Source organism: Hydrogenophaga intermedia, assembly GCF_000723405.1.
Lineage (GTDB): Bacteria > Pseudomonadota > Gammaproteobacteria > Burkholderiales > Burkholderiaceae_C > Hydrogenophaga > Hydrogenophaga intermedia.
On the sequence record NZ_CCAE010000002.1, the window covers coordinates 24,869 to 48,316 of the forward strand.

Here is a 23,448-nt window from a genome sequence, read left to right on the forward strand (position 1 = left end):
GTTCCGCGGTATCACTGGGTTTGACCACTGGCCACTGAAATGAATATCGTCCACTGCCTGCGCAACTTGATGCTGATCTGCTGCGCGCTGGCGAGCTTCTCCGCCACCGCACAAAGCGTGCGCGTGAAGGAGATCGCCGCGGTGCAGGGCGTGCGCAGCAACATGCTCACCGGCTACGGCCTGGTGGTGGGCCTGGACGGCAGCGGCGACCAGACGACGCAGATGCCCTACACCGGGCAGAGCATGGCCAACTTCCTGCAGCAGTACGGCCTGACGCTGCCGCCCGGTGCCAACCCACAGCTCAAGAACGTGGCCGCCGTCATGGTCACCGCCGAACTGCCGCCGTTCGCGCAGCCGGGCCAGTCGATCGACGTCACCGTCTCTTCCATGGGCAACGCCAAGTCGCTGCGCGGCGGCACGCTCATCGTCACGCCGCTGCGTGCGGCCGACGGCGAAATCTACGCGCTCGCACAGGGCAACCTCATGGTCGGCGGCGCGGGCGCCGCGGCCGGCGGCAGCAAGGTGCAGATCAACCATCTCAGCGCGGGTCGCATTCCCGGCGGCGGCCAGGTGGAGCGCGCCGTGCCCACCCCCCTGCACACGGGCGACACGCTGGACCTGGGCCTCAACAGCAACGACTTCCAGACCGCCAGCCGCGTCACCGACGCCATCAACAAGGCCCTGGGGGCCGGCACCGCCAGCGCCATCGACGGCCGCGTGGTGCGCCTGAACGCGCCCGCCGATCCTTCGCAGCGCGTGGCCTTTCTCGCGCGCGTCGAAGAGGTGCGCATCGAATCGAGCGTGCCCAGCGCCAAGGTGGTGATCAACGCGCGCACCGGTTCCATCGTCATGAACCAGGCCGTCACACTCGGCTCGGTGGCCGTGGCGCACGGCAACCTCTCGGTGAGCGTGAGCAGCACCCCCGTCATCAGCCAGCCCGCGCCGTTCTCCGGTGGTGAGACCGTGGTGCGCGAGCAGGCCAGCATCCAGATCAGCCAGGACAAGGGCGCGCTCATCCACATGGGCCCTGCCGCCAAGCTGGCCGACGTGGTGAAGGCGCTCAACACCCTGGGCGCCACGCCGCAGGACCTGATCGCCATCCTGCAGGCCATCAAGGCCTCGGGCGCGCTCAACGCCGAGCTGGAAATCATCTGACGGCCATGATCGGCAACACCGCCTTCACGTCTCCGAGCGGCCTGGCTGCGGACCCGAACGCGCTGGCCGGGCTCAAGGGCGCGGGCGACAGCAAGGCCGCGCTGAAGGAGGCCGCGAAGCAGTTCGAGGCCCTCTTCATGCGCGAGCTGATCAAGAGCATGCGCGAGGCCACGAGCAAGAGCGGCCTGTTCGAAAGCCAGGGCGAGAACCTGGGCACCGACCTGCTGGACCAGCAGTTCGCGCAGCAGCTCACCGGTCTGCCGGGTGGCCTGTCCGAGGCCATTGAGCGTCAGCTCGCAGGGCGCGTGGCGGGCACCGATCCCCTGCCGGACAACGCCGGCCTGAGCAGCACCGTGGGCCGTGCGAGCGCCGGTGCCGGTGCGGGAGAACGCCAGACGGCCTTCGTGTCGCAACACGGCGCCGCCGCGCAGGCGGTGGCGCGCGAATCCGGCATTCCCGCCGCGTTCATGTTGGGCCAGGCCGGCCACGAGAGCGGCTGGGGCCGTGGCGAGATCCGCCACGCCGACGGCTCGCCCGCGCACAACCTGTTCGGCATCAAGGCCACTGGCGGCTGGACGGGCAAGGTCGCCGAGATCACCACCACCGAATACATCAATGGCGAGCCGCGCAAGGTGACGGCGAAGTTCCGCGCCTACGACTCCTACGAAGACTCGTTTCGCGATTACGCGCGCCTGATCGGCAACAGCCCGCGCTACGAAGGCGTGATGGAGCAACTGCACTCCGTGAAGGGCTTTGCCCAGGGCCTGCAGCGCGCCGGCTATGCCACCGACCCGTCCTACGCCGAGAAGCTCGGTCGGGCCATCAACACGACGCTGAACCTGCAGCGGGCACAAGGCTGAGGGAGCACCACACATGTCCTCGTTGAACATCGCCACCCGCGCGCTCAATACCAACCTCGCGGCGCTGCAGGTCATCGGCCATAACATCGCCAACGTCAACACGCCGGGCTATTCGCGCCAGAACGTGGTGCTGTCCAGCGCGGGCTATCAATTCACCGGTGGCGGCTATTTCGGCAAGGGCGTGGAGATGACCACGGTGGAGCGCGCCCACAACGAGTACCTCACGCGCGAGGCGCGTCAGACCGGCTCGGTGGCCGCGTCCGACGCCGCGCGCCTGGCCCGCCTGGAGCAGCTCGAGACCGTGTTCCCCACGGGCGAGAAGGGGCTGGGCGTGGCGCTCAACGACATGCTCAACTCCTGGACCGACCTCACCTCGGCGCCGGGCAACTCCACGGCGCGCCTGGTCGTCATCGCGCGGGCCGACGAATTCGCCAGCCGCCTGCGCGACAGCGCGGGCCAGCTCGACCTGCTGCGCAACTCCACGCAGCAGCAGGTGAAGTCCATCACCGACGACATCAACCGCCTCGCGCAGGACCTGGCCAAGGTCAACCAGCGCATCGTCGAGACCGCGGGCACCGCGCACACGCCCAACGACCTGTTCGACCAGCGCGATCAGTTGCTGGCCGAACTCAGCGGGCGCGTCCAGATCACCACCGTGCCCGGCGAGGCCGGTGCGGTCAACGTCTTCGTGGGCGGCAGCCAGCCGCTGGTGTTGGGCTCTCAGGCCGCCAAGCTGGCCGCGCAGACCGATCCCATGGACAACTCGCGCATCAGCATCAACTTCGTGCAGGGCGGCGTGAGTTCGCCGCTGGCCGACAGCGCGCTGGCCGGTGGCCAACTGGCCGGCGTGGTGCGCTTCCTCAACGACGACCTGGCCGCGGCGACCAACCAGCTCGGGCGCATCGCCCTGGCCACGGCCAGTTTGATGAATGAGCAACATGCCCTGGGCATGGACCTCAATGGCAACCCGGGCCAGAACTTCTTCGTGCCGCCCGCAGCCGCCAAGGGCATCGCATCGCCGGCCAACGGCGGCACCGGTCAGATGAGCGCCGTGGTGAGCGACCCGCAGGCGCTGATCGCTTCCGACTACGAGGTGCGCGTGGAAGCCGGTGGCTTCAGCATCGTGCGCCTGAGCGACGGCAACACCACCAGCGTGGGCGCGCTGCCGGCCGACGTGGACGGCCTCACCTTTCAGGTGGACGCGGCCGGCGCGGTGGCGGGCGACCGCTTCCGCATCCGGCCCTTCGAATCCGCCGCGCGCAATCTGAAGGTCGCCATCGACGCGCCCGAGCAATTGGCGGTGGCCAGCCCCGTCATGGTCACGCCAGCCACCACCAACTCGGGCAGCCTGAGCGTGGAGTCGCTGTTCGCGGTGGAGAACTCCGCGAACCTCACCGACCCCGTCACCATCACCTTCAACGCCGACGGCAGTTTCAGCGCCACCGGCCTGGGCCCCGGCAACCCGCCGCCCGACAACCCCGGCCCGCCCCCCAGCTACAACTTCAAACCCGGTGAGCCCATCGTGCTCAACGGCTGGAGCATGACGCTGCGCGGCAACCCCACCGCGGGCGACAGCTTCTCCATCGGCGCGTCGCCGTCCAACGCCATCGCGCAGAGCGCGGGCAACGCCAACGGCATGCTGGCCCTGCGCGACCTCGCCACCTTCGACGGCGTGCCCCTGTCCGACGGCTACGTCAGCCTGTTCTCCGACCTGGGCACGCGCGTGCAGGGCGCGCAGTTCGCGGCCGACTTCTCGGCCGGCGTGGCCACCGCGGCCGAGCAGGCGCGCGCCAACGTGGCCGGCGTCAACCTCGACGAGGAGGCCGCGCGGCTGCTGCAGTTCCAGCAGGCCTACCAGGCCTCGGCCAAGTTCCTGCAGATCGCGCAAAGCACCTTCGACAGCCTGCTGCAAACCGTGGGACGCTGAACGCCATGACCTATCGCATCGCCACCGCCAACCAGTTCGACCGCACGATCGACCAGCTCGCGCAGCGCCAGTACGACTTGGCCAAACAGCAGGAGCGCATCTCCACCGGCAAGCGCGTGATGAAGGCCAGCGACGACCCCGTGGCCGCCACCCTGGCCGAGTCGGCGCACAACCGCATGACGCGCGTGCAGGCCGACCTGCGCGCGCTGGAGGCCTCGAAAACCAGCCTGCAGCAGGCCGAGTCGGGCTTGGCCGAATCGGGCGAGCTCATCCAGCGCGTGCGCGATCTGCTGGTGAGCGCCGGCAACGCCAGCTTCACCGACGCCGAGCGCGAGGACGTGGCCCGTCAGCTCGAAGGCCTGCGCGAACAGCTGCTGGCCGTGGCCAACCGAACCGACAGCAACGGCCGCACGCTCTACGGTGGCCTGGGCGGAGCGCCCACCCCCTTCGTGGACGTCTATGGGCCCAGCGGCAACGGCGTGCAGTTCGAAGGCCAGCGCGGCCAGCCCGCCGCCGGCAACACGACCCTGCCGCAATCCCTGGACGGCGACGCCATCTGGATGCGTATCCCGCAGGGCAACGGCACGTTCACCATGAGCCTGCCCACCACCAACACCGGTGGCGTAAGCACCAGCCTGGGCCAGGTGACCGACGCCACTGCGCTCACCGGCGACGACTACCGCGTGGACTTCGCCGATGTGGGCGGGGTCATCCAGTACACGATCACCAACACCACCACCGGCACGCCGGTAGCGGGCCACGCGGGCGTGCCCTACGAGGCCGGCAAGACCGTGGCTTTCGACGGCCTGTCCTTCGAGATGAGTGGCCAGCCCAACGCGGGCGACCGGATCGACCTCGCACCCACCACGGGCACGACCGACATCTTCTCCGTGGTGCAAGGCGCCATCGACGCCCTGCGTTACCAGGGCGATGGAGAGTCGGCCCAGCGCACCCAGGCGCTGGGACGTGCGCTCACCGAGGTGGACGCCGGCCACGACCGCGTGCTGCTCGCCCGCGGCCGGGCGGGCGAATGGCTCAACCGGGCCGATTCGATGGACCTGCTGATGAACAACCGCAGCACGGACCTGGAGCTGGAAGAGTCGCGCCTGGTGGACCTGGACATGGTCAAGGGCATTTCCGACTTCAAGAACAAGGAACTCGCGCTCAACGCCGGCTTGCAGGCCTATGCCTCGGTGCAGCGCATGTCCCTGTTCGACTACATCAAATAAAACGTATGAAGCACCCCCGCCGCGCTTCGTTGTGAGATTGTCTTGACATGTTGATGCCAGCACACACCGTCCTCGACAGCGTGGCCATGGCCTATGTGCCGCTGTGGAACCGCGCGCGCGAGCTCGCGGGCGTACGCCTGTGCGTGCGCGCTATTCACCCGGAGGGGGTGGACGCCCGGCACCTGCTGGAAGCCATCGGTGAGGACTGGCCCGAGGGCGCGCCGCCCCTGCTGCTGTCGCTGCAGTCGCCGCGCCTGCTGCAGCAGGCGCTGTCCTGCCCCCCCGTGCGCAACACCTTCCTGGAGGTACCTGCCTCGATGTTCGGCGCGCAGGAAACGTTGAATCGCCTCTCGCTGGCGCGGCGCAGCGGACACCTGCTGGTGCGCCATGGCGACTGGAGCGCGCTGCACGGGCTTCCCACGCCCGGTGTCGACCACCGCAACCTGTTCACCATCACCCCCGATGACCGCCTCACCCCCTTGCCAGGCCAGATGGTGGAGGGCGTGGACACGCAGGAACGCCTGAACCAGGTGCTGGACCAGGCCCAGGCCGCCGCCGTGCTGGGCTGGCCCGCGGCCGACGTGCTGCGCGCGCACAAGCACCAGCCCTTGAGCTACGACCCGCGCGTGGTGCAGCAGGTGCTGCTGGCCATCGACGACGAGGAGTGCTCGGTGGAATACCTGGAGCGCCTGGTGCGACAGGACCCGGTGCTGGTCTACCGCATCCTCATGCTCGTCAACTCCGCGGCCTACGGCCTGCGGCGCGAGATCGGCTCGCTGCGCCACGCGATCATGATGCTGGGATTTCGCGAGCTGGGCCGCTGGCTCACCGAGCAACTGCCCGAGGCCGAACCCGACGTCGACCTGCAGCCCGTGCGCTACGCCATGGTGATGCGCGCGCGCCTGGCGCACCACCTGCTGGCCACGGGTTCCGAGGACCTGTTGCGCGCCGAGGTCCACATGACCGCGCTGCTCTCGCAGCTCGACCAATTGCTGCACCAGCCCCTGGCCGACCTCCTGCACCGCCTGCCCCTGGCCAGCCGCGTGACCGACGCCATACTGCGCCACGACGGGCCGTACTTCCCGCTCATCGACCTCGCGCGCGCCATGGGCGATCCCGAGCGCATGGACCGCATGGAAACCCTGTGCCGCCGGCACGAGCTGACGCTGGAACAGGTGAACCGCGCGCTGCTGCGCATGCTGGCGACGAGCCGGGACCACGCGAACAAGCGATCGGAGCGCTTGGTGAGCTGAGTGCGCGTCAAGCGCGCGGATCGCGGGCGCGCCGCGCGACTTCCCGTTCGATCCGGTCCCGGATGTCCAGGAAGTAGTCGCGCATCTGGGCGATCGTGGGCGGCTCATCGAGCAGGCTTTCGTAGCCTTCGTCGCCCGCCTCGGGCTTGCCGGAGCACAGGCGTTGCATGGCGATGTCGAACTTCAGGATCACGCCAGCGGCCTCGAACGGTGCGCGCATGTCGATGGGCTGGAAGTACCCGTCGCGCAGCAGCAGGTACAGGTCCAGCCAGTCGCGTGTCTTGGAGCGGTTGGCGCACGCGATGCATTTGAGCCGGAAGATCTCCTCCAGCGAGGCGACGCGCGGGTGATCGGGCGCGGCCGCGCGCAATTGCACTCGCACTTCGTGCTCGGGCGCCACCAGCGTGAGCTTCACGCGCGAGCCCACGATGTGGTTCTGCTGGTAGTCGTGCAGATCCAGCCCCGTGTCCTCGAATTCCTGCAAGGCCGTCAAGGGATCGTTGGGCGTGAAAGGCCAACCTTTGTTGTCCATCAGGCGCTTGAGGGCCTCGATGCGGGCGCGGGGCAGGCGGGGTCCGTCAAAGGCGAAGTCCAAGTCTTCGCTCAGGCGGTGGTTCAGGTGCATGCTGAGCGCTGTGCCACCGATCAGGACGAAACCGCCCAAGGCCTTCTGGTGCTTGAGGACGTCCCACAGCGCTTGGGTATCAGCTCTCAGCATCGTTCAAGCCTTGTTCGATGTTGCGCAGCTTGCGTTCGACCTCCTGGCGGGCCCGAGAGGGCAGGGTGGGGGCGACCTGACGCCACTGCGTCCGCACGGTGTCCATCCCGTGGCCGAGCACGGCTTGTAATAGCAGATCGAAGTTGCCATGCGCCAGCGCATTGCGCACCAGCGCCTCGGCCGGTGCGTCGGGATTGGACCAGGCCAGGCCCCATTTCGGGTCGGCCAGGGGCGAGCGCTGCCCTGTGGATCGCTGGCCTGTCGCGGGCAGAGGCGAGGTGTTCGGCCTGGGCCTGAGGGAGAGTTCCAGGCCCACGGCCTGAGCCAGCGCCTGCAGGCTACCCAGGTCGATGGTGCCGCGGTGCTTGGCCCTTGACACGGTCTCCGCGCGCAAGCCCGCTCGGCGCGCCAAGCGAATCTGGTCCAGGCCCTGGGCCTGGGCGGCGTGCAGCACGGTGTCCACGAGAGACTGAGAGATTGACATAAGAATCAATTTTATGATGATTGATCTTAGAGTCAATCTGCTGATGGCCCAATGTGGGCACACTTCGGCCATGCCCACGCCCGTCGAGCCCACCCCGCCTGGCCCCTGGCATGTCCGCCGCTTCCAGCGCGGCGACGAGCCCGCCTTGTTCGCGGTGCACCGCTCGGCCATCGAACGCGTGGCCAGCCGGGACTACACCCCGGAGCAGATTCGCGCCTGGTTGCCGGACGTGTCCGGGCACCACCCGGGGCGCGGCGTGGGCGCGGTGTTGATGCGGCGCATTCACGAAGAGGCGGCCTTGCGGGGGATCGCTGAGTTGCACGCCCATGTCAGCCTGAGCGCCGAGCGCTTCTTTCGCCGCTGGGGCTTCGAGGTGGTGGAACGCTGCCTGCCGGTGCGACGCGGCATTGCCTTGCCGAACGCGCTGATGCGCAAGCGGCTGTCCGTGGGTGCCGATCCAAGGGGTGGGTGGCCATGAGCGGCGCACGCGCGACCCCCTACCGGGTGGTCGTCATCGGATCGAGTTGCGCCGGCAAGTCCACCTTCGCGCAGGCGCTCGCCGCGTCCCGGGAAAGCCCCTTGATCGAGCTGGACGAGCTCTACTGGGCGCCGGACTGGACGCCCAAGCCACAGGCCGAATTCCTCGCGCTGGTCGCCCGCGCTGCCGAGGGCGAGCGCTGGGTGGCCGCGGGCAACTACGGCCTCGCGCGGGACGCGCTCTGGGGCCGCGCCACCACCATCGTCTGGCTCAACTTCGGCTTGCCGGGTGTTCTGGCGGGGCTTGCAGCGCACCGTCGCGCGCGTCGTGTCGGGCCGGGCGCTGTTTCACGGCAACCGCGAAACCTTTCGCCGATCGTTCCTCTCGCGCGACTCCATCCTCTGGTGGATCGTGAGCACCTTTCACCGGCGCCAGCTCGAGTTCGAGGCCCTGCGAGGCGGCGATGCGTTCGCCCACCTGCAGTGGCTCGAGGCACGGAACCCGCGCGAGGCAGACGCTATCCTGCGGCGCTTGCGCGACACCCCATGACCGCCCACCGCTCACCATGGCCACCGTTGTTGTTCCCCTCACCGAAGCCCATTTTCACCAGTTGCATCAGGTGCTCGACGAGGTCGCGCGCGAGAAGCGCTACCTGGCGATGCTGCAGGCGCCGCCGCGCGAGCAGACCTTCGCCTTCCTGCGCGACAGTCTGAACAACCGCAACCCGCATGTCGTGGCGCTGCTGGATGGCGAGGTGGTGGGCTGGTGCGATGTGCTGCCTGTGTTCGGCGAGGCCCGGCGCCACGTCGGGACACTGGGCATCGGCCTGGTCCGGCGCGCGCGTCACCAGGGGTTGGGCCGCGCCCTTCTGGACGCCGCGATAGCCGGCGCCTGGGCCGAGGGCCTCACGCGCATCGAGCTGACGGTGCGCGCCGACAACCACAACGCCCGCGAGCTGTACGAGCGCCTGGGGTTCCAGCACGAAGGCCGCCAGTACGGCACCTTCCAGGTGGATGGCGAGACCTTCGATAGCCACGCCATGGCGCTGCTGCGCGACGGGCCCCGCTGAGCCCTACCATCCAGTCCATGCCCGAACCCACCCGCCACACCCGAGCCCTGGTCCTGTTCTCCGGCGGCCAGGACTCCACCACCTGCCTCGCGCACGCGCTGGCGCGCTTCGACCACGTCGAGACCATCGGCTTCGACTACGGCCAGCGCCACCGCGTGGAGCTCGACGCGCGCCTGGTCGTGCTGCGCGAGTTGCGCGCGGCCTTTCCCGCCTGGGCCGCGAAGCTGGGCGATGACCACGTGCTCGACCTCGCGGTGCTGGGCGCCGTGTCCGAGACCTCGCTCACGCGCGACATGGCCTTTCGCATGGAGGCCAACGGCCTGCCCAACACCTTCGTGCCGGGGCGCAACCTGCTTTTCCTGACGCTGGCGGCGGCGCTGGCCTACCGGCGCGGGCTGTCGGTGCTGGTCACGGGCGTGTGTGAGACCGATTTCTCCGGCTACCCCGACTGTCGCGACGACACCATGAAGGCCATGCAGCTCGCGCTGTCGCTGGGCATGGACCAGCGCTTCCTGATCGATACGCCGCTCATGTGGATCGACAAGGCTGACACCTGGCGGCTGGCGCGCGAGCTCGGTGGCGAGGCGCTCATCGATCTCGTCGTCGAGCACACCCACACCTGCTACCTGGGCGACCGCGAGCACCGCCACGACTGGGGCTGGGGCTGCGGCCAGTGCCCGGCCTGCGAGCTGCGCGCGCGCGGCTGGGCCGCTTATCACGGAGGAGTGTCGACATGAGCGCGCTGAACATCCGCCGTGACGACCTGCGCGGCCCCGAGATCCGAGCGCTGCTGGAGGAGCACCTTGCGCACATGCGCGCCATTTCGCCACCCGACAGCGTGCACGCGCTCGACCTCGACCGCCTGCGCCACCCGGCGATTGCCTTCTGGACCGTGTGGGACGGCTCCGAACTGCTCGGTTGCGGTGCGCTCAAACGCCTGGGCGAGCACGACGGCGAGATCAAGTCCATGCGCACCGCCACGCGCCACCAGCGGCGCGGCGTGGCGCGCGCCATGCTTGCGCACATCCTGGCCCACGCGCGCGCTGACGGCGTGCAGCGGCTGTGGCTGGAAACCGGCTCCACGGAGCACTTCATCGCCGCGCGCACGCTGTACGCGGCCTCTGGCTTCGTGCCCTGCGGGCCGTTCGCCGATTACCGGGACGATCCGCACAGCGCGTTCATGCGGCTGGATCTGTGAGGCATCGGCGAGCTCAGGCCTCGTTCAAGCGCTCTTCCAGCCACCGCCGCAGCGCCTGCAGTGCGGGCGAGGCGCGTCGCCGGCTCAGCCGCGTGAACCAATAGCGGCCGACGGCCACCTCCACGTCGAACAGGCGCACCAGCCGGCCGGCCTGCAGGTCGCGGCTGAACAGGCGCAGCGGCAGCAGGGCGACGCCCGCGCCCTGGGCGGCGGCGTCGGCCAGCAGCAGCGATGAGTCGAACTGCGGCCCGGTGAGCAAGGGCGTGCGCACGCCCGCGGCGTCGAACCAGGCGGGCCATTCGTCGCCGCGGTAGGAGCGCAGCAGGGTCTCGCGGCCCAGGTCGGCCGGGGTGCGGATGCGGTGCGCGAGCGCCGGGGCGCAGACCGGGGCCAGCGGCGTGTCCATCAGTGGCACGGCCTCGCAGCCGGGCCAGTTGCCGTCGCCGAAGCGGATGGCCGCGTCCAGGCCCTCGGCCGCCAGGTCCACGCGGTTGTTGTGGGTGAACAGGCGCAGCTCGATCAGCGGGTGGCGGGCCTGGAAGTCGCGCAGGCGCGGCAGCAGCCAGCCGACCGCGAAGGTGCCCACCACGCCGATGGACAGCACCTCGCGGCGCTGGCGCGTCTGCAGGCTGGCCAGGGTGGCGCCCATGCGTTCGAAGGCGTCGCTGAGCACGGGCAGCAGGGCCTGGCCTTCGTCGGTGAGGGCCAGGCCGCGCGGCAGGCGGCGGAACAGCCGGCGGCCCAGGCGGTCCTCGAGCTTGCGCACGTGCTGGCTGACGGCGGTCTGGGTGAGGTGCAGTTCTTCCGCGGCGCGCGTGAAGCTCAGGTGGCGGGCCGACACTTCGAAGGCGCGCAAGGCATTGAGGGGAAGGTCCATGGCAGATGGAAGTTTTTCTTAGGTCAGAGGGAGATTATTTCCGTTTGAATGCGCAAGGGTGCTCTCTAGCATTCGCGTTTTCCCAAGGAGATCCATCCATGCAAAGACGACAGTTCCTTAACGCCACCACCGGCCTGACCACGCTCACGGCCCTTCTGAGCCCGAAGTTTGTCTGGGGTCGAACCGAGATGCCCGAGCTGGACGCAGCCGTGCGTGAACTGGAATCGCAATCCCGGGGCCGCCTGGGCGTGCATTTCATCGACACGGGGGACGGCCGCGAATGGGGCTACCGCAGCGACGAGCGCTTCCTCATGCTCAGCACCTTCAAGACCCTGGCCTCGGCGCTGGTGCTGGAGCGTGCCGACCAGGGCAAGGCGCCGCTGAGCAAGCGCGTGCGCTACCACCAGCGCGACCTGGTGCAGTGGTCGCCGGTGACCGAGAAGCACGTGGGCGGCCAGGGCCTGAGCCTGGCGCAGCTCTGCGAAGCCACCATCACCACCAGCGACAACACGGCGGCCAATCTGATCCTGCGCGAGGTGGGTGGCCCCGCTGCACTGACCGCCTTCCTGCGCCGCATCGGCGACCCGGTCACGCGGCTGGACCGCACCGAGCCCGAGCTCAATGAGCCCTCGCCCGGTGAAGACCTGGACACCACCACGCCGCGTGCCATGGCGCGCAGCCTGCGCACGCTGCTGCTGGGTGAGGCGCTGTCGCCGGCCTCACGCGAGCAGCTCGCGGCCTGGCTCAAGGCCAACACCACGGGCGACAAGCGCCTGCGCGCGGGCGTGCCGCCAAGCTGGGGCATCGGCGAGAAGACCGGCACCGCCGGCCCGAGCGCGAACGACGCGGGCATCGTCTGGCCGCCAGGGGCGGCGCCGATTCTGGTGAGCGCCTACCTGGCCGACAGCCCCGCGAGTGCCGCCGTGCGCGAGCGGACGCTGGCCGGTGTGGGCCGTCTGCTCGCGGCCTGGTGAACGGTGGTGACCGGTGACGAGGCCACGCCTCAGCCCGCGGCCACTCGGTAGCGCGGGCCGTCGCCGCCACCGGGCTCCAGCACCCAGCGCCGCGCGTGGTACGCCGCCACGCCGGGCCGGTGGGCGATCGACACCATGGCGCCGTCCTGTGCCTTCACCAGGGCCTGCAGGCGCTCGTAGAGCGTGGCCTCGGCCGCTTCGTCGAGCGCGCTGGTGGCCTCGTCGACGAACAGCCAGCGCGGCTTCTTGAGCAGGGCGCGGGCGATGGCCAGGCGCTGCTGCTCGCCGCCGGAGAGCTTCTGGCCCCAGGCGTCGTGCTCGTCCAGGCGCGCGGTCAAGTCGGGCAGCAGGGCGTCGCGCAGCGCGGCCCGCAGTTCCTCGTCGCGGTAGCGCTCGGTGGGTTCGGGGTAGGCCAGGGCGTCGCGCAGGGGGCCGTTGGGGAAGTAGGGCCGCTGCGGCAGGAACATGGCGCGCGCGTCGAAGTCGGCCGGCAGTCGCAGGCGGCGCTTGGCCCAGGGCCAGATGCCGGCCAGGCCGCGGAAAAGCGTGGACTTGCCGCTGCCCGAAGGGCCTTGCACCAGCACCGAATCACCGGGCGCGATGCGCGCGCCCTGCACGGCGAGCAAGGCCGCGCCGCCGGGCAGGGCGAGGTCCATGCCGTCGAGCGCGATGGCGTCCTCGGCGTTGATCTCGCTGGCGGTGGCGCGGTCGTCGGCCTGCAGGGCGGCGAAGCTTTCCTCGAAGCTGGTAATGCGATCGGTGGTGGCGCGCCAGGCGGCCAGCGACTGGTAGTTCTCGACGAACCACGACAGGGCCGTCTGCACGCGGTCGAAGGCGGAGGCAATCTGCATCAGCTCGCCGAGCTGGATGGCGCCGCTGAAGAAGCGCGGCGCGGCGACGATGAAGGGGAACACCACGGCGGCCTGGCCGAAACCGGTGCTGAACCAGATGAGGCGCTTTTGCGCGCGGATGAGCTGCAGGTAGTTGCGCAGCACGTCGCCGAAGCGCAGGCCGAGCTGGCGGCGTTCCACGGGCTCGCCTTTGTCCAGCGCGATGGATTCGCTGTACTCGCGCACGCGCACCAGGTGGTGGCGGAAGTCGGCCTCGTAGCGCTGCTGCTGGAAGTTGAGCGCGATCTGCGGTCGCCCGATGTAGTGGGTGATGACGCTGCCCGCCACGCAGTAGATCACCGCCATCCAGACCATGAAGCCCGGGATGTCGTATTGCTGGCCTTGAATGGTGAAGCCGAAGCTGCCCGACAGCGTCCAGAGGATGCCGATGAAGCTGAGCAGCGTGACCACCGCGTTGAGCAGGCCCATGGACAGGCCCACGGTGTAGGTGGTGAAGAGGTTGATGTCTTCGGCGATGCGCTGGTCCGGGTTGTCGGGCGGCGCGTCCCCGCTGCGCGAGAAGCGAGCGAGCTCCATCTGGTAGAAGCGGTGGTTCTTCAGCCAGCGGTCCAGGTAGTGGTGGCTCATCCACTCGCGCCAGCGCATCTCCAGCAACTGCGTGAGGTAGAAGCGGTAGACCGCGATGACGATGAAGCCGAAGGCCAGGTAGGTGAAGCGGCCGAGTTCGCGCCAGAACACGGCGGCGTCCTTGTTCTGCAGGGCGTCGTAGAACACGCGGTTCCACTCATTGATGAGCACCAGCATGTAGACCGCGCCCAGGTTGAGCAGCACGATGGCCAGCAGCAGGCCGCGCGCTTTCCACTTGTCCTCGGAGTGGAAGTAGGGCGTGGACAGCCGCCAGGCCTTGCCGGCGAATTCACGGAAGGCGCGCCACTTGCTGATCCTTGGCTCGGTCATGAAAGGACTCCGGCGGCCTGGGCCGCGATCTCGACGGTGAGGCGGTGCTGGCCACCGGGTGGCAGCGTGATGGTGTCGTCGCCCGCGTTGGCGGTCTCGACGCAGACGAAGCGTTGGTGCGTGTGGGGGCCCAGATCGGCCATGGTGGCGACGAGTTCGGCGCCGGGGTTCCACACCACGGCGGTGCGGCTGCCTTCGCTGCGCAGGTCCAGGCATTGGTTCCCGGCCGCGCCGAGGATGCGCAGGCGCTCTGGCGCCGGTTGGTAGATGCGGTCGAGTCGGCCGCTGAAGCGCAGGGCTTCGCCCGTGGCCTGGCCCTGCGCGGGCGCGCCGGGCAGCTTGTCGATGAAGCCGCTGCCTTCCAGGCCCAGCACCCGCACGGTATCGATGTGGTCCACCGCGAAGTAGCTGTGCAGCGCCTGGGTGATGGTGAAGCCCGTGTCGCCGGTGTTGCGTGTGCTCAGGCTCAGCCGCAGCGTGCGGCCCACGCGGATGTCCAGCCGCAGCTCGAAGGCGTGTGGCCACAGAGCGCGCGTGGCGTCGTCGTCGCTCAGGGCCAGGGTGAGCCGCGTGGTGCCGTCGCTGTCGTCGGCGCTCTGGCGCAGCGTCCAGGGCCGCTGACGCGCGAAGCCGTGCGCCGGGCGACCCTGGGCGCCGGGATCGGGGCCGAACCAGGGCCAGCAGACGGGCACGCCGCCGCGGATGGGCTGGCCGGGCTCGAAGCGCGCGCGCGGGCTGAGGAACAGCCAGTCGGGCTGGCCGTGCGGCTGGAAGGACAGCAGTTGCGCGCCCTGCAGCGAGACCTGCGCGCGGGCCAGCGGGTTGTTCACCTCTAGCACCGGCAGACCCCCCGGGCCGGCCACGGGGCGCACGGTGGCGGAGGCGGGCCGGTCGGGGTGCTGCACGGTGGGTGCGCTCAGGGGTTTGAAATGCCCGAGGCCACGTGCCCCGCCGGCACGTGCTGCGCGGCCGATTCGATGTGGCCGGTCTGGTCGTCGAAGAAGAAATCGGGCTCGAACTCGCGCAGGAACTCACCCTTGGGCAGGCCGCCGAGGAACATGGCCTCGTCCACCTCGATGTTCCAGTTCATCAGGGTGCGGATGGCGCGTTCGTGTGCGGGCGCGCTGCGGGCCGTGACCAGGGCAGTGCGCACGCGCATGAGCGGGGTGCCCTCGCTCTGCAGGCGGTGCAGGGCTTCGAGCAGCGGCTTGAAGGGCCCGCCTTCCAGCGGTGTGGTGGCCTTGCTCGATTCGTGGGTCTGGAAAGCCGAGAGGCCCTGCGCCTGGTACACGCGCTCGGCCTCGTCGGAGAAGAGCACGGCGTCGCCGTCGAAGGCAATGCGCACCTCGTGCGGGTGGGCGTCGCTGGCGCGCACCGAGGTGGGGTAGACCTGCGCGGCGGGCACGCCGGCGTCGAGCGCGGCGCGCACGTCGGCCAGGTGGGCCGAGAGGAACAGGTTGGCGCGCAGCGGGCGCAGGTAGCGCCAGGGCGACTGGCCGCGGGTGAAGCTGCCGCGCTGGATGGGCAGGCCGTAGTGCTGGGCCGAGCGGAACACGCGCATGCCCGAGACCGGGTCGTTGCGCGAGAGGATCACGACCTCCACGCGCTGGGCGTTGGCGTCGTTGAATGCGAGCAGCTTGTGCACCAGCGAGAAGGCCACGCCGGGCGCGGCGGGCGTGTCCAGCCGCTCCAGTTGCAGGCGCATGTAGGCCTTGTCGTCGCCCAGCTCGAAGAGGCGGTTCTCTTCTTCGAAGTCGAACAGGGCGCGGGAGGAGATGGCAACGACGAGCTTGCCGTCGAGGGTGACAGGCATGTCAGGTGACGAGTTGGTTGAGCTGGATGATCGGCAACAACACCGCCAGCACGATGAGCATGACGATCAGGCCCATGCCCACGATGAGCAGAGGCTCCAGCACCGTGGCCAGGGACATGGCGCGGCGCTGCACTTCGGCACCGAGCTGGTCGGCCGCGCGCTGCAGCATCTGCGGCAATTGGCCGGTCTGCTCGCCCAGGCGGGCGAACATGCTCAGCAGTGGTGGAAAGCGCTTTTTGCTGGCCAGGGCCGAGGCCAGGGGCGCGCCCTCGCGCACGCGCACCAGGGCGTCCAGCGCGTCCTCGCGCAGGGCGCGGTTGTTGAGTGTTTCGGCGGCCGTCTGCAGCGCGCGCAGGATGGGTACGCCCGAGCCCGCGAGCATGGCCAGCGTGCCGGCGAAGCGCGTGGCGTTGAAGCCGCGCGCCAGGCGGCCCAGCACAGGCAGGCGCAGCACGGCGGCGTCCATGCGCAGGCGCACCGATTCCTGGCGACGCGCGATCACCAGGCAGATCACGCCAAGCACCAGTACGGCCAGCACGTACCAGCCCCATGCGCGCACAAAGGCGCTGATGCCCATCATGATGACTGTGAGCGTGGGCAGCGCACGTTCGCTGCCCTCGAATACGCCGGCCACCTGCGGCACGACGTAGCTCACCAGGAACACCACGATGACGATGGCCACGAGGGTGACGATGGCCGGGTACAGGGCCGCCGCGATGAGCTTGTTGCGCAGGGCCTCGCGGCCTTCCAGGTCGTCGGCCAGGCGCTCCAGCACGGTGCCGAGCTGGCCGCTCTGTTCGCCAGCGGCCACCACGGCGCTGTAGCTGGTGGAGAACTCGCGCGGGAACTGCGCCAGCGCGCGCGCGAAGGCCGAGCCGGCGTTGACCTCGCTGCGCAGCGTGGCCACGAGGTTGCGCAGCTTGTCGTTCTCGGCCTCGTCGGCCAGGGCACTGAGTGCGCGCTCCAGCGGCATGCCGGCGGCTACCAGGCCCGCGAGCTGGCGCGTCCACACGCCCAGCGCGGTGGCGCTGAACACGCGCCCGCCCCACAGGGTGACGTTCAAGCCTTTGCCGCCACCGCCGCCCTGCGCCGACTGGGCGGCCGGCTCCACTGCCAGCGGCACCAGCGAGCGGGCCCGCAGCATGCCGCGCGCGGCGCGCGCGGTGTCGGCGTCGATCACGCCCTTGTGCGTTTCGCCGTTGGCGTCGACGGCTTCGAAGGTGTAGGCGGGCATGCGAAAACCGCTATTCCCTGGTGACCGACATCACCTCTTCGACCGACGTGATACCGGTTTCTATCAGGCGCTGGCCGTCCTCGCGCATGGTGCGCATGCCGGCCTTCTCGGCGGCGGCGAACAGGCGGCTTTCGGCGGCGCGCTGGTGCACCAGCGCGCGGATCTGGTCGTCGGCCACCATGAGCTCGTAAATACCCGTGCGGCCCTTGTAGCCGCTGTGGCTGCAGTGCTCGCAGCCCACCGGGTGCCAGCGGCCTTGCGCGTCCTGCCGGCGGCAATGCACACACAGTTTGCGCACCAGGCGCTGGGCCAGCACGCCCAGCAGCGAGCTGCTGAGCAGGAAGGGCTCGACGCCCATGTCGGTGAGGCGGGTGACGGCGCTGGGCGCGTCGTTGGTGTGCAGCGTGGCCAGCACCAAGTGGCCCGTGAGCGAGGCCTGGATGGCGATCTGCGCGGTTTCGTGGTCGCGGATCTCGCCGATCATGATGACGTCCGGGTCCTGTCGCAGGATGGCGCGCAGCGCCTTGGCGAACGTCAGATCGATCTTGGGGTTGACCTGGGTCTGGCCGACGCCGTGCAGCTCGTATTCGATCGGGTCCTCGACCGTCATGATGTTCTGGCGCCCGGCGTCCAGGCGCTGCAGGCCGGCGTAGAGCGTGGTCGTCTTGCCCGAGCCGGTGGGGCCGGTGACGAGGATGATGCCGTGCGGCTGCGTGATCAGGCGCAGGAATCTCGCGAGCACGTCGCCCTGCATGCCCACGGATTCGAGCTCGAGCTTGCTCTCGCTCTTGTCGAGCAGGCGCAGCACGGCGCGTTCGCCGTGCGCGCTGGGCAGGGTGGAGACGCGCACGTCCACCGCGCGCGTGCCGATGCGCAGGCTGATGCGGCCGTCTTGCGGCAGGCGTTTTTCGGAGATGTCCAGCTCGGCCATGATCTTCAGGCGCGAGATGAGCGCGGCGTGCAGCGCGCGGTTGGGCTGCACCACCTCGCGCAGCGTGCCGTCCACGCGGAAGCGCACGCTGGAGTGGCGCTCGAAGGGCTCGATGTGGATGTCGCTGGCGCCGTCGCGCGCAGCCTGCGTGAGCAGCGCGTTGAGCATGCGGATGATGGGCGCGTCGTCGGCCGTCTCGAGCAGGTCTTCGATGGCTGGCAGCTCCTGCATCATGCGGCTGAGGTCGGCATCGCTCTGCACCTCGCTCACCACGGCGGCGGCGCTGCCTTCGCCCTGCGAATAGGCCTGACTGATGCGCTGGCGCAGCAGCTCGCCGTCTTCCCACTGCAGGTCGAGCAGCGGGTGCGTGCGCAGGATTTCGGACAGCGCGGACAGGCGTTTGGCCTGGGCCTGGGCGTCGGGCGCGGGCGTGCGGCTGCCGACCAGGGTGAGCCGGCCTGCGTCTTCCTCGAGCAGCCAGTGGTGCTCGCGCGCGAAGGCGTAGGGCAGCGGGTACTTCATGGGTGCGGCCTCACTGCGCGGGCGCGGGCGCAGGTGCTGGGGCCGGCGCGGCCGGCGGCGTGGCGGCGGGCACGGTGTTGGGCGATCCCTCGGGCGCACCCAGCGGCGTGGGCCGCGGCGCCTGGCGCACGTAGGGCAGGGCCTGCGGGCCCAGCACCGGGGTCTCGTTGATCTTGAGCACGCTGCTGGGTGTGGGCTGCAACTCGCGCTGGATGGCGCGCATCTGCTCGTAGCGGTCGAGCGCGAGGTTGGCGGTGTCGCGCTCGTCGCGCAGCACCACGGGGCGCAGGAAGACCATCAGGTTGGTCTTGCGGCGGCTGCGCGTCTCGCTGCGGAACAGGCCGCCGAGCACGGGCACGTCGCCCAGGCCCGGCACCTTGTCCTGGTTCTGGGCGTATTCGTCCTGCAGCAGGCCGCCGAGTACCACGATGGCGCCGTCGTTCACGAGCACCGTGCTTTCAATGCTGCGCAGGTTGGTGATCAGGCCGGTGCTGGAGTTGACCGAGGCCGGCGCCACGCTGCTGACCTCCTGGTAGATGGTCAGCTTGATGGTGCCGTTCTCGCTGATCTGCGGCTTCACGCGCAGGGTGATGCCCACGTCCTTGCGCTCGATGGTCTGGAAGGGATTGACCGAGCCGTTGTTGCCGCCGCCGGTGTTGGTGAACTGGCCGGTCACGAAGGGCACGTTCTGGCCGATGACGATCTTGGCCTCTTCGTTGTCGAGCGTGAGCAGGTTGGGCGTGGACAGGATGTTGCCGGCGCCGTTCTCCTGCAGAAAGCGCGCGAGGAAGCCCAGCACGTAGACGCCGTTGGTGCGGCGAGCGAGGCCGATGTTGAGACCGGCGGCCGGCGCGGTTTCGCCCTGCGCCAGGCTGAAGATGTTGCGGCTGCTGTCGCCGAAATTGGTGCCGAGCAGGCCGATGACGCGGTCGCCCGAGCTGCCCGAGGCGCCCTGCCACTGGATGCCGAACTCGGCGGCCTTGTCGTCGTTCACCTCGGCGATGAGGCTTTCCACGTAGACCTGGGCGCGGCGGGAGTCGAGCTGGTCGATGACGGCGCGCAACTGGCGGTACAGCGGCTCGGGCGCGGTGATGATGAGCGAATTGGTGGCCGGGTCGGCCTGGATCATGCCGCCGGTGGAGGGCTGGGCGCTGGCCGCCACCGGGGTGCTGGCGGCGCTGCCCATGCCGCCACCGGTGTTGCCGCCGCTGAGGTTGATGGCCGAGGTGCTGGCGCGCGAGAGGGCACCGCCGTTGGCGTTGCTGCTACCGCTGCCACCGAGGGATCCGCCGCCGCCCGACTCGCCCGCCGCGATGGCCGCGCGCAGCGTGGTGGCCAGGGAGGCCGCATCGGCGTTCTTCAGGTAGACGACGTGGATGTTGCCGCTGGCCACGGTGGCCGAGGGCTGGTCGAGCCGCACCACGAGCGACTTGACCAGGGCCAGGCGCGCCGGGTTGGCCGCGCGCAGCACCAGGGCGTTGCTGCGCGGCTCGGCCACGATGGTGGTGCGGAAGGAGGCGTCGCCGGCACCGGCGCCACCGGCCGCGCCCCCCGTGGCCGTGGGGTCGATCAGACGCTGGATCAGCGGCACGATGTCGGCCGCCACGGCGTGTTGCAGAGGGATGATCTCGATGTCGCTTGCGCCGGGGATGTCGAGCGCCGCGACGATGCGGCCGATGCGCTGCAGGTTCTCGGCGTAGTCGGTGATGACGAGCGAGTTGTTGCCCGGGTTGACGTTGATGGTGTTGTTGGGCGGGATGAGCGGGCGCAGCACCGGCACCAGGTTGTTCGCGTTCTCGTGGTTGAGCCGGAAGATCTGCGTGACCACGGTGTTGGACGACGGCAGCGCCGACACGGCACCGGCGCTCACCACATTGCCCTGCAGCTTGGCGTCGGCCTCGGGCACGATCTTGTACAGGCCACCCGTGTCGACCAGCGCGAAGCCCTGCAGCCGCAGCGCGGCGGCGAACTGGTTCAGCGCGGCGGCCGGTGCCACGGGCCGGTCGGTGGAGAGGTTGATGGTGCCGCGCACGCGCGGATCGACCACGACGCTGCGGCCGGTGATGGTGGCCATGGTGCGCGCGACGGCCTCGATCTCGGCGCCCACGAAATTGAGGGTGACGGGCTCGGACGGCCGGTTCTGCGCGGTGGCCGTGGGTGCGCCCGTCAGGCTCAGCGCCAGTGCGCAGGCCAGCGCGAGTGCGCTGCGGCGGCCGGCCAGGGGGGAGAGGGCAAACATGATGGCGATCCTACGTCTAAGCCTCACCCGATGGTGATGACCGAACGGGCGCCTTGTCGGCGGCCCACGATGTTGAGCAGGTTGGCAAGCGCTTCTTCGTTGCCGGGCGCGGCCTGGGCATCTCCGGCGAAGCGCAGGCGCCCGCCGACCCATTGGCCGTTGCCCTGCAGCAGCAGGGCGCCGCTGAGGGTTTGCACGTCCAGGCGGGCGGTGTCGCCATCGGCCTCGGCGCGCAGCGTGGCGCGGTAGCTGCCCAGGGGGCGGATGCTGGACAGGCGCGAAGCGACGTCGAGCGCGTCGATGTCCAGCCCGCCCTGCAGGCGCGCGCGGCCGCTGGCCAGCGCCACCCGGAAGCCGTCACTGCGCAATGCGAGCGTGCCCTGCAGGCGCAGGGTATTCCAGGGCGTTCCAAGTCCGGCGAGCAGTTCGGCCGGCCAGCGGCTGTCGAAGCCGGCGATGTCGACCGCGGTTTCGCCCAGGCCGGGGCGCAGGTGCAGATTCAGCGGTTGCGGGGTGCAGCACGGGGCGTGCAGGGCCAGCGCGAGGGCGGGGCCCCCGTTGTGCCAGGCCGGGCGCAGGCGCCAGCGCAGGCCTTCGGGCAGGGCGCTGCGGGTGCGGCTGCCTTCACCGCCGGTGAGCAGCAGGTCGGCCTGGCCCGACCAGACGCTGCCGCGCGCGTTGACGAGCTGCACCTGCCCACCGCTGGCCTGGCCGAGCGCGGCGGCCAGCCAGCGGGCCGGCGCGAACAGGAGCAGGGCCAGCAGCAGGCCCAGCACGGCGGCGACGAAGGCCAGGCGGCGCACGGTGGTCGCAGCCATGCTCAATTCCCCGCGAGCGGTGGCCCGCTCAAGACCAGCGTTCCGCTCCAGGTGGTGCCCGGGCCGTCGCGGTTGAGTTGCGATTCGAGCGGCAACAGCCGCGCATTAACGCGCACCTGCTGCAGCCAGCCGGCCAGGGCCACAGCCTCGGTCTGGCGCAGCGTGAGGGTGGCGCGGTCGGCCAGCACGGCGACCTGGCCGGTGCCGCCGAGTGCGCCCGTGGCGGCTTCCAGTGCGCGCAGGGCCTCGTCGCGGCCCGGAGGCTGGCCGGTGGAGCCGGCGCGCAAGCCTTCGGTGGTCTGTGCGAGTTGCTGCATGCGTGCCAGTTGCGCGTCCAGCGTGGCGTGGCGGGCGGGGGCGGCGCGCAGCGTCTGCCAGGCGGGGGCGATGGCGAGCCACCACAGCAGGGCCAGGCCCACGATCAGCGCGGCGATCAGCACCAGGCGTCGTTCACGCTCGGCCAGGGCGCCGTACCAGGCTGCGACGTTGGCGCGGGCGCGCTGGACGGGGGAGGGCGGGGGATTGGCGGCCATGGTGGTCAGGGTTGAGATGCCTGCAGCACCAGTTCATTGCCGTCGAATTGCGCGCGCCAACCGCCGCCCTGAAGGGCCTGCTGCAGTGCGCGCACCTGCTCCTCACCCGCACGCCAGCCGGACAGGCGCAGCGCACCGTTGTCGTAGCCGATGCGGGTGGGGGAGAGCGGCTCGCTGCCGGACGCCCGGTCCACCGCGGCAAGCAGGGTTTCCAGGTCGCTGGCGGCGAGCTGGCCGCTGGCCTGCTGCAGCCGCGCCACCTCGCGCTGCATCTGCGCGGGCGCGTCGAGCACCAGCTGGACCTGCGGGAAGGTGGTGGTGAGCGTGTTGCGCACCGCGTCCTGTTTGGCTTGCAGGCTCTGGCGCTCCTGCCAGGCCACCAGGTTCAGGCCAAGGAGCTGGGCCGCGAGCAGGGCCGCCAGGCCCCAGCGCGCCGCGCGCCACTGCGGGGCGCTGCGGAATTGGCGCCACGCGCGCCGCCAGCGCTGGCCGCGTCGCGCGCCCGAGGAGAGGCTGAGGTCGAACTGCGCGAGGTTCCAGTCGGTCTGGCCGGCGCGCAGCAGCCATTGAGCCGGCGGCACGGGGTCGAAGGGGCGTTGGAGGACGCGCTCGGCGAGTTCGCTCACCAGCGGGTCGGCCAGCCAGACGTCCAGGGCGTCGGTGGCGCGCAGTTCGTTGCCGTTCGCACCGGGCAGCAGGGCGTCCAGCGGCAGGGGCTGGCCGTCTTGCAGGGGCACGTTGCTCACGCCGAGCACGCTGGCGCTGGCGAGCCAGACCTGGTCGCCGTCGATGTGGGCCCAGTGCAACTGGCCGGGCGAGTCCATGGCGAAGCTGCGCGTGGCCCCGGCGGCGCCGGGCACGCGCGCCGGCACCAGAGGCCACATGAGCGGTGCGATGCGCGCCACGGGCCGGCCGGCGGATTCGAGCGCGCGCAGCCAGTCGCGCAGGCGGTCGCGGTCGGTGCTGGCGATCCAGACCGTTTGGCCCGCGCGGCCGCCGGGCTCCAGGGCGTGGTGCAAGGTGCCGACGTCGCACAGCACCTGGTCCTCGAGCAGGCCGTCGAGCGCGGCGCGCAGGCGCGGGCCGCTCACGCGCGGCAGGGCCACGCGGTGCCAGGAGAGCGCGCGTGGCGGCAGCGCCAGCACCAGTTCGTCGTCGCGCGGCAGCAGGGAGATGGCGGATTCGCCGTCCTCGGCAGGGTACTGGCCATCGGTGCTGCGCACCCAACGCATGAGCGTGGCCGCGGCCGAAGACGCGGCCTGGTGGTCGATGGGCGTGACGATGAGCACGGACGGGATTTCAGCAGATGGGACCGGCCATTCTAGAGA

The 23,448-nt window shown here is 70.2% G+C and carries 23 protein-coding genes; 11 read left to right on the top strand and 12 right to left on the bottom strand.

Going from position 1 to position 23,448, the window contains the following annotated elements; all coding sequences use genetic code 11:
- Positions 1 to 39: 39 nt before the first annotated feature.
- From BN948_RS01550 to BN948_RS01570, 5 genes are read left to right on the top strand one after another with little or no spacing between them, the layout of a single operon-like run.
- A complete protein-coding gene (locus tag BN948_RS01550) occupies positions 40 to 1,155 on the top strand; it encodes a flagellar basal body P-ring protein FlgI (protein WP_009520039.1) in 1,116 nt (371 codons plus the stop codon).
- A gap of 5 nt (positions 1,156 to 1,160) precedes the next feature.
- Positions 1,161 to 2,015 carry a flagellar assembly peptidoglycan hydrolase FlgJ gene (flgJ, locus tag BN948_RS01555; RefSeq protein ID WP_009520038.1) on the top strand — a complete coding sequence of 285 codons (855 nt, stop codon included), beginning with the start codon at positions 1,161 to 1,163 and terminating at the stop codon, positions 2,013 to 2,015.
- 13 nt (positions 2,016 to 2,028) lie between these two features.
- Entirely contained in the window at positions 2,029 to 3,942 is a 1,914-nt protein-coding gene (gene flgK / locus BN948_RS01560; protein WP_009520037.1) for a flagellar hook-associated protein FlgK, read from the top strand.
- A gap of 5 nt (positions 3,943 to 3,947) precedes the next feature.
- Positions 3,948 to 5,171, top strand: coding sequence for a flagellar hook-associated protein FlgL (flgL, locus tag BN948_RS01565; RefSeq protein ID WP_009520036.1), 1,224 nt, complete (start codon positions 3,948 to 3,950; stop codon positions 5,169 to 5,171).
- Positions 5,172 to 5,224: 53 nt separating this feature from the next.
- Positions 5,225 to 6,424 carry an HDOD domain-containing protein gene (locus BN948_RS01570; RefSeq protein WP_035620146.1) on the top strand — a complete coding sequence of 400 codons (1,200 nt, stop codon included), beginning with the start codon at positions 5,225 to 5,227 and terminating at the stop codon, positions 6,422 to 6,424.
- A 7-nt stretch (positions 6,425 to 6,431) separates the two neighbouring features.
- Here the strand turns inward: BN948_RS01570 and BN948_RS01575 are convergent, their stop codons facing one another.
- Together BN948_RS01575 and BN948_RS01580 are read right to left on the bottom strand one after the other, a co-directional pair.
- Positions 6,432 to 7,142, bottom strand: coding sequence for a nucleotidyl transferase AbiEii/AbiGii toxin family protein (locus tag BN948_RS01575; RefSeq protein WP_009520034.1), 711 nt, complete (start codon positions 7,140 to 7,142; stop codon positions 6,432 to 6,434).
- Complete coding sequence (locus BN948_RS01580) at positions 7,129 to 7,626, bottom strand: helix-turn-helix domain-containing protein (RefSeq protein WP_009520033.1); 498 nt, start codon at positions 7,624 to 7,626, stop codon at positions 7,129 to 7,131. The genes BN948_RS01575 and BN948_RS01580 overlap by 14 nt, the downstream gene beginning before the upstream one ends.
- Positions 7,627 to 7,696: 70 nt before the next feature.
- Here BN948_RS01580 and BN948_RS01585 point away from each other — a divergent pair, with 70 nt between their 5' ends.
- The 5 genes from BN948_RS01585 to BN948_RS01605 all read left to right on the top strand — a co-directional run bounded on the left by BN948_RS01585 (position 7,697) and on the right by BN948_RS01605 (position 10,371).
- The gene (locus tag BN948_RS01585) at positions 7,697 to 8,104 is read left to right on the top strand and encodes a GNAT family N-acetyltransferase (RefSeq protein ID WP_009520032.1); all 408 of its coding nucleotides are present in this window, start codon (positions 7,697 to 7,699) and stop codon (positions 8,102 to 8,104) included.
- A gap of 303 nt (positions 8,105 to 8,407) precedes the next feature.
- Complete coding sequence (locus BN948_RS26490; RefSeq protein WP_050980719.1) at positions 8,408 to 8,653, top strand: hypothetical protein; 246 nt, start codon at positions 8,408 to 8,410, stop codon at positions 8,651 to 8,653.
- Between the two features lie 16 nt (positions 8,654 to 8,669).
- A complete protein-coding gene (locus tag BN948_RS01595; protein WP_009520030.1) occupies positions 8,670 to 9,173 on the top strand; it encodes a GNAT family N-acetyltransferase in 504 nt (167 codons plus the stop codon).
- 17 nt (positions 9,174 to 9,190) lie between these two features.
- Positions 9,191 to 9,910: a 7-cyano-7-deazaguanine synthase QueC gene (gene queC / locus BN948_RS01600; protein ID WP_009520029.1), complete on the top strand. Its 720-nt coding sequence runs from the start codon at positions 9,191 to 9,193 to the stop codon at positions 9,908 to 9,910.
- Positions 9,907 to 10,371: a GNAT family N-acetyltransferase gene (locus BN948_RS01605; RefSeq protein WP_009520028.1), complete on the top strand. Its 465-nt coding sequence runs from the start codon at positions 9,907 to 9,909 to the stop codon at positions 10,369 to 10,371. Before queC ends, BN948_RS01605 begins: the two co-directional genes overlap by 4 nt.
- 13 nt (positions 10,372 to 10,384) lie before the next feature.
- Here BN948_RS01605 and gcvA read toward each other — a convergent pair whose 3' ends face one another.
- The gene (gene gcvA, locus BN948_RS01610) at positions 10,385 to 11,248 is read right to left on the bottom strand and encodes a transcriptional regulator GcvA (RefSeq protein ID WP_009520027.1); all 864 of its coding nucleotides are present in this window, start codon (positions 11,246 to 11,248) and stop codon (positions 10,385 to 10,387) included.
- A gap of 98 nt (positions 11,249 to 11,346) precedes the next feature.
- Between gcvA and bla the strand changes: the two genes are divergently transcribed.
- A complete protein-coding gene (gene bla / locus BN948_RS01615; RefSeq protein WP_009520026.1) occupies positions 11,347 to 12,222 on the top strand; it encodes a class A beta-lactamase in 876 nt (291 codons plus the stop codon).
- 29 nt (positions 12,223 to 12,251) lie between these two features.
- Here bla and BN948_RS01620 read toward each other — a convergent pair whose 3' ends face one another.
- The 9 genes from BN948_RS01620 to gspL are packed head-to-tail and all read right to left on the bottom strand — an operon-like array spanning position 12,252 to position 23,409.
- Entirely contained in the window at positions 12,252 to 14,030 is a 1,779-nt protein-coding gene (locus BN948_RS01620; protein WP_009520025.1) for an ABC transporter ATP-binding protein/permease, read from the bottom strand.
- Positions 14,027 to 14,935 (bottom strand): D-hexose-6-phosphate mutarotase, encoded by a 909-nt coding sequence (locus tag BN948_RS01625; protein WP_009520024.1) that lies wholly within the window; start codon positions 14,933 to 14,935, stop codon positions 14,027 to 14,029. Before BN948_RS01625 ends, BN948_RS01620 begins: the two co-directional genes overlap by 4 nt.
- 11 nt (positions 14,936 to 14,946) lie before the next feature.
- Complete coding sequence (locus tag BN948_RS01630) at positions 14,947 to 15,843, bottom strand: 5'-nucleotidase (protein WP_009520023.1); 897 nt, start codon at positions 15,841 to 15,843, stop codon at positions 14,947 to 14,949.
- 1 nt (position 15,844) lies between these two features.
- Positions 15,845 to 17,077 carry a type II secretion system inner membrane protein GspF gene (gspF, locus tag BN948_RS01635; protein WP_009520022.1) on the bottom strand — a complete coding sequence of 411 codons (1,233 nt, stop codon included), beginning with the start codon at positions 17,075 to 17,077 and terminating at the stop codon, positions 15,845 to 15,847.
- A gap of 10 nt (positions 17,078 to 17,087) precedes the next feature.
- The gene (gene gspE, locus BN948_RS01640; RefSeq protein WP_009520021.1) at positions 17,088 to 18,530 is read right to left on the bottom strand and encodes a type II secretion system ATPase GspE; all 1,443 of its coding nucleotides are present in this window, start codon (positions 18,528 to 18,530) and stop codon (positions 17,088 to 17,090) included.
- 10 nt (positions 18,531 to 18,540) lie between these two features.
- On the bottom strand, positions 18,541 to 20,769 hold the full coding sequence (gene gspD, locus BN948_RS01645) for a type II secretion system secretin GspD (protein WP_009520020.1): 2,229 nt from the start codon (positions 20,767 to 20,769) through the stop codon (positions 18,541 to 18,543).
- A gap of 23 nt (positions 20,770 to 20,792) precedes the next feature.
- A complete protein-coding gene (gene gspN / locus BN948_RS01650) occupies positions 20,793 to 21,587 on the bottom strand; it encodes a type II secretion system protein N (protein ID WP_009520019.1) in 795 nt (264 codons plus the stop codon).
- A gap of 2 nt (positions 21,588 to 21,589) precedes the next feature.
- Positions 21,590 to 22,120, bottom strand: coding sequence for a type II secretion system protein GspM (gspM, locus tag BN948_RS01655; RefSeq protein ID WP_009520018.1), 531 nt, complete (start codon positions 22,118 to 22,120; stop codon positions 21,590 to 21,592).
- Positions 22,121 to 22,125: 5 nt separating this feature from the next.
- On the bottom strand, positions 22,126 to 23,409 hold the full coding sequence (gspL, locus tag BN948_RS01660) for a type II secretion system protein GspL (RefSeq protein ID WP_009520017.1): 1,284 nt from the start codon (positions 23,407 to 23,409) through the stop codon (positions 22,126 to 22,128).
- Positions 23,410 to 23,448: the final 39 nt, after the last annotated feature.

Excerpts from the sequence above, each read along its gene's own strand:
- BN948_RS01620 (WP_009520025.1), bottom strand. The coding sequence starts at position 14,030 with ATGACCGAGCCAAGGATCAGCAAGTGGCGCGCCTTCCGTGAATTCGCC.
- flgJ (WP_009520038.1), top strand. The coding sequence starts at position 1,161 with ATGATCGGCAACACCGCCTTCACGTCTCCGAGCGGCCTGGCTGCGGAC.
- BN948_RS01595 (WP_009520030.1), top strand. The coding sequence starts at position 8,670 with ATGGCCACCGTTGTTGTTCCCCTCACCGAAGCCCATTTTCACCAGTTG.
- gspM (WP_009520018.1), bottom strand. The coding sequence starts at position 22,120 with ATGGCCGCCAATCCCCCGCCCTCCCCCGTCCAGCGCGCCCGCGCCAAC.
- bla (WP_009520026.1), top strand. The coding sequence starts at position 11,347 with ATGCAAAGACGACAGTTCCTTAACGCCACCACCGGCCTGACCACGCTC.
- BN948_RS01605 (WP_009520028.1), top strand. The coding sequence starts at position 9,907 with ATGAGCGCGCTGAACATCCGCCGTGACGACCTGCGCGGCCCCGAGATC.
- BN948_RS01570 (WP_035620146.1), top strand. The coding sequence starts at position 5,225 with ATGCCAGCACACACCGTCCTCGACAGCGTGGCCATGGCCTATGTGCCG.
- gspD (WP_009520020.1), bottom strand. The coding sequence starts at position 20,769 with ATGTTTGCCCTCTCCCCCCTGGCCGGCCGCCGCAGCGCACTCGCGCTG.
- gspN (WP_009520019.1), bottom strand. The coding sequence starts at position 21,587 with ATGGCTGCGACCACCGTGCGCCGCCTGGCCTTCGTCGCCGCCGTGCTG.
- flgL (WP_009520036.1), top strand. The coding sequence starts at position 3,948 with ATGACCTATCGCATCGCCACCGCCAACCAGTTCGACCGCACGATCGAC.
- BN948_RS01580 (WP_009520033.1), bottom strand. The coding sequence starts at position 7,626 with ATGTCAATCTCTCAGTCTCTCGTGGACACCGTGCTGCACGCCGCCCAG.
- gspF (WP_009520022.1), bottom strand. The coding sequence starts at position 17,077 with ATGCCCGCCTACACCTTCGAAGCCGTCGACGCCAACGGCGAAACGCAC.
- BN948_RS01630 (WP_009520023.1), bottom strand. The coding sequence starts at position 15,843 with ATGCCTGTCACCCTCGACGGCAAGCTCGTCGTTGCCATCTCCTCCCGC.
- gspE (WP_009520021.1), bottom strand. The coding sequence starts at position 18,530 with ATGAAGTACCCGCTGCCCTACGCCTTCGCGCGCGAGCACCACTGGCTG.
- queC (WP_009520029.1), top strand. The coding sequence starts at position 9,191 with ATGCCCGAACCCACCCGCCACACCCGAGCCCTGGTCCTGTTCTCCGGC.
- flgK (WP_009520037.1), top strand. The coding sequence starts at position 2,029 with ATGTCCTCGTTGAACATCGCCACCCGCGCGCTCAATACCAACCTCGCG.
- BN948_RS01550 (WP_009520039.1), top strand. The coding sequence starts at position 40 with ATGAATATCGTCCACTGCCTGCGCAACTTGATGCTGATCTGCTGCGCG.
- BN948_RS01575 (WP_009520034.1), bottom strand. The coding sequence starts at position 7,142 with ATGCTGAGAGCTGATACCCAAGCGCTGTGGGACGTCCTCAAGCACCAG.
- BN948_RS01585 (WP_009520032.1), top strand. The coding sequence starts at position 7,697 with ATGCCCACGCCCGTCGAGCCCACCCCGCCTGGCCCCTGGCATGTCCGC.
- gcvA (WP_009520027.1), bottom strand. The coding sequence starts at position 11,248 with ATGGACCTTCCCCTCAATGCCTTGCGCGCCTTCGAAGTGTCGGCCCGC.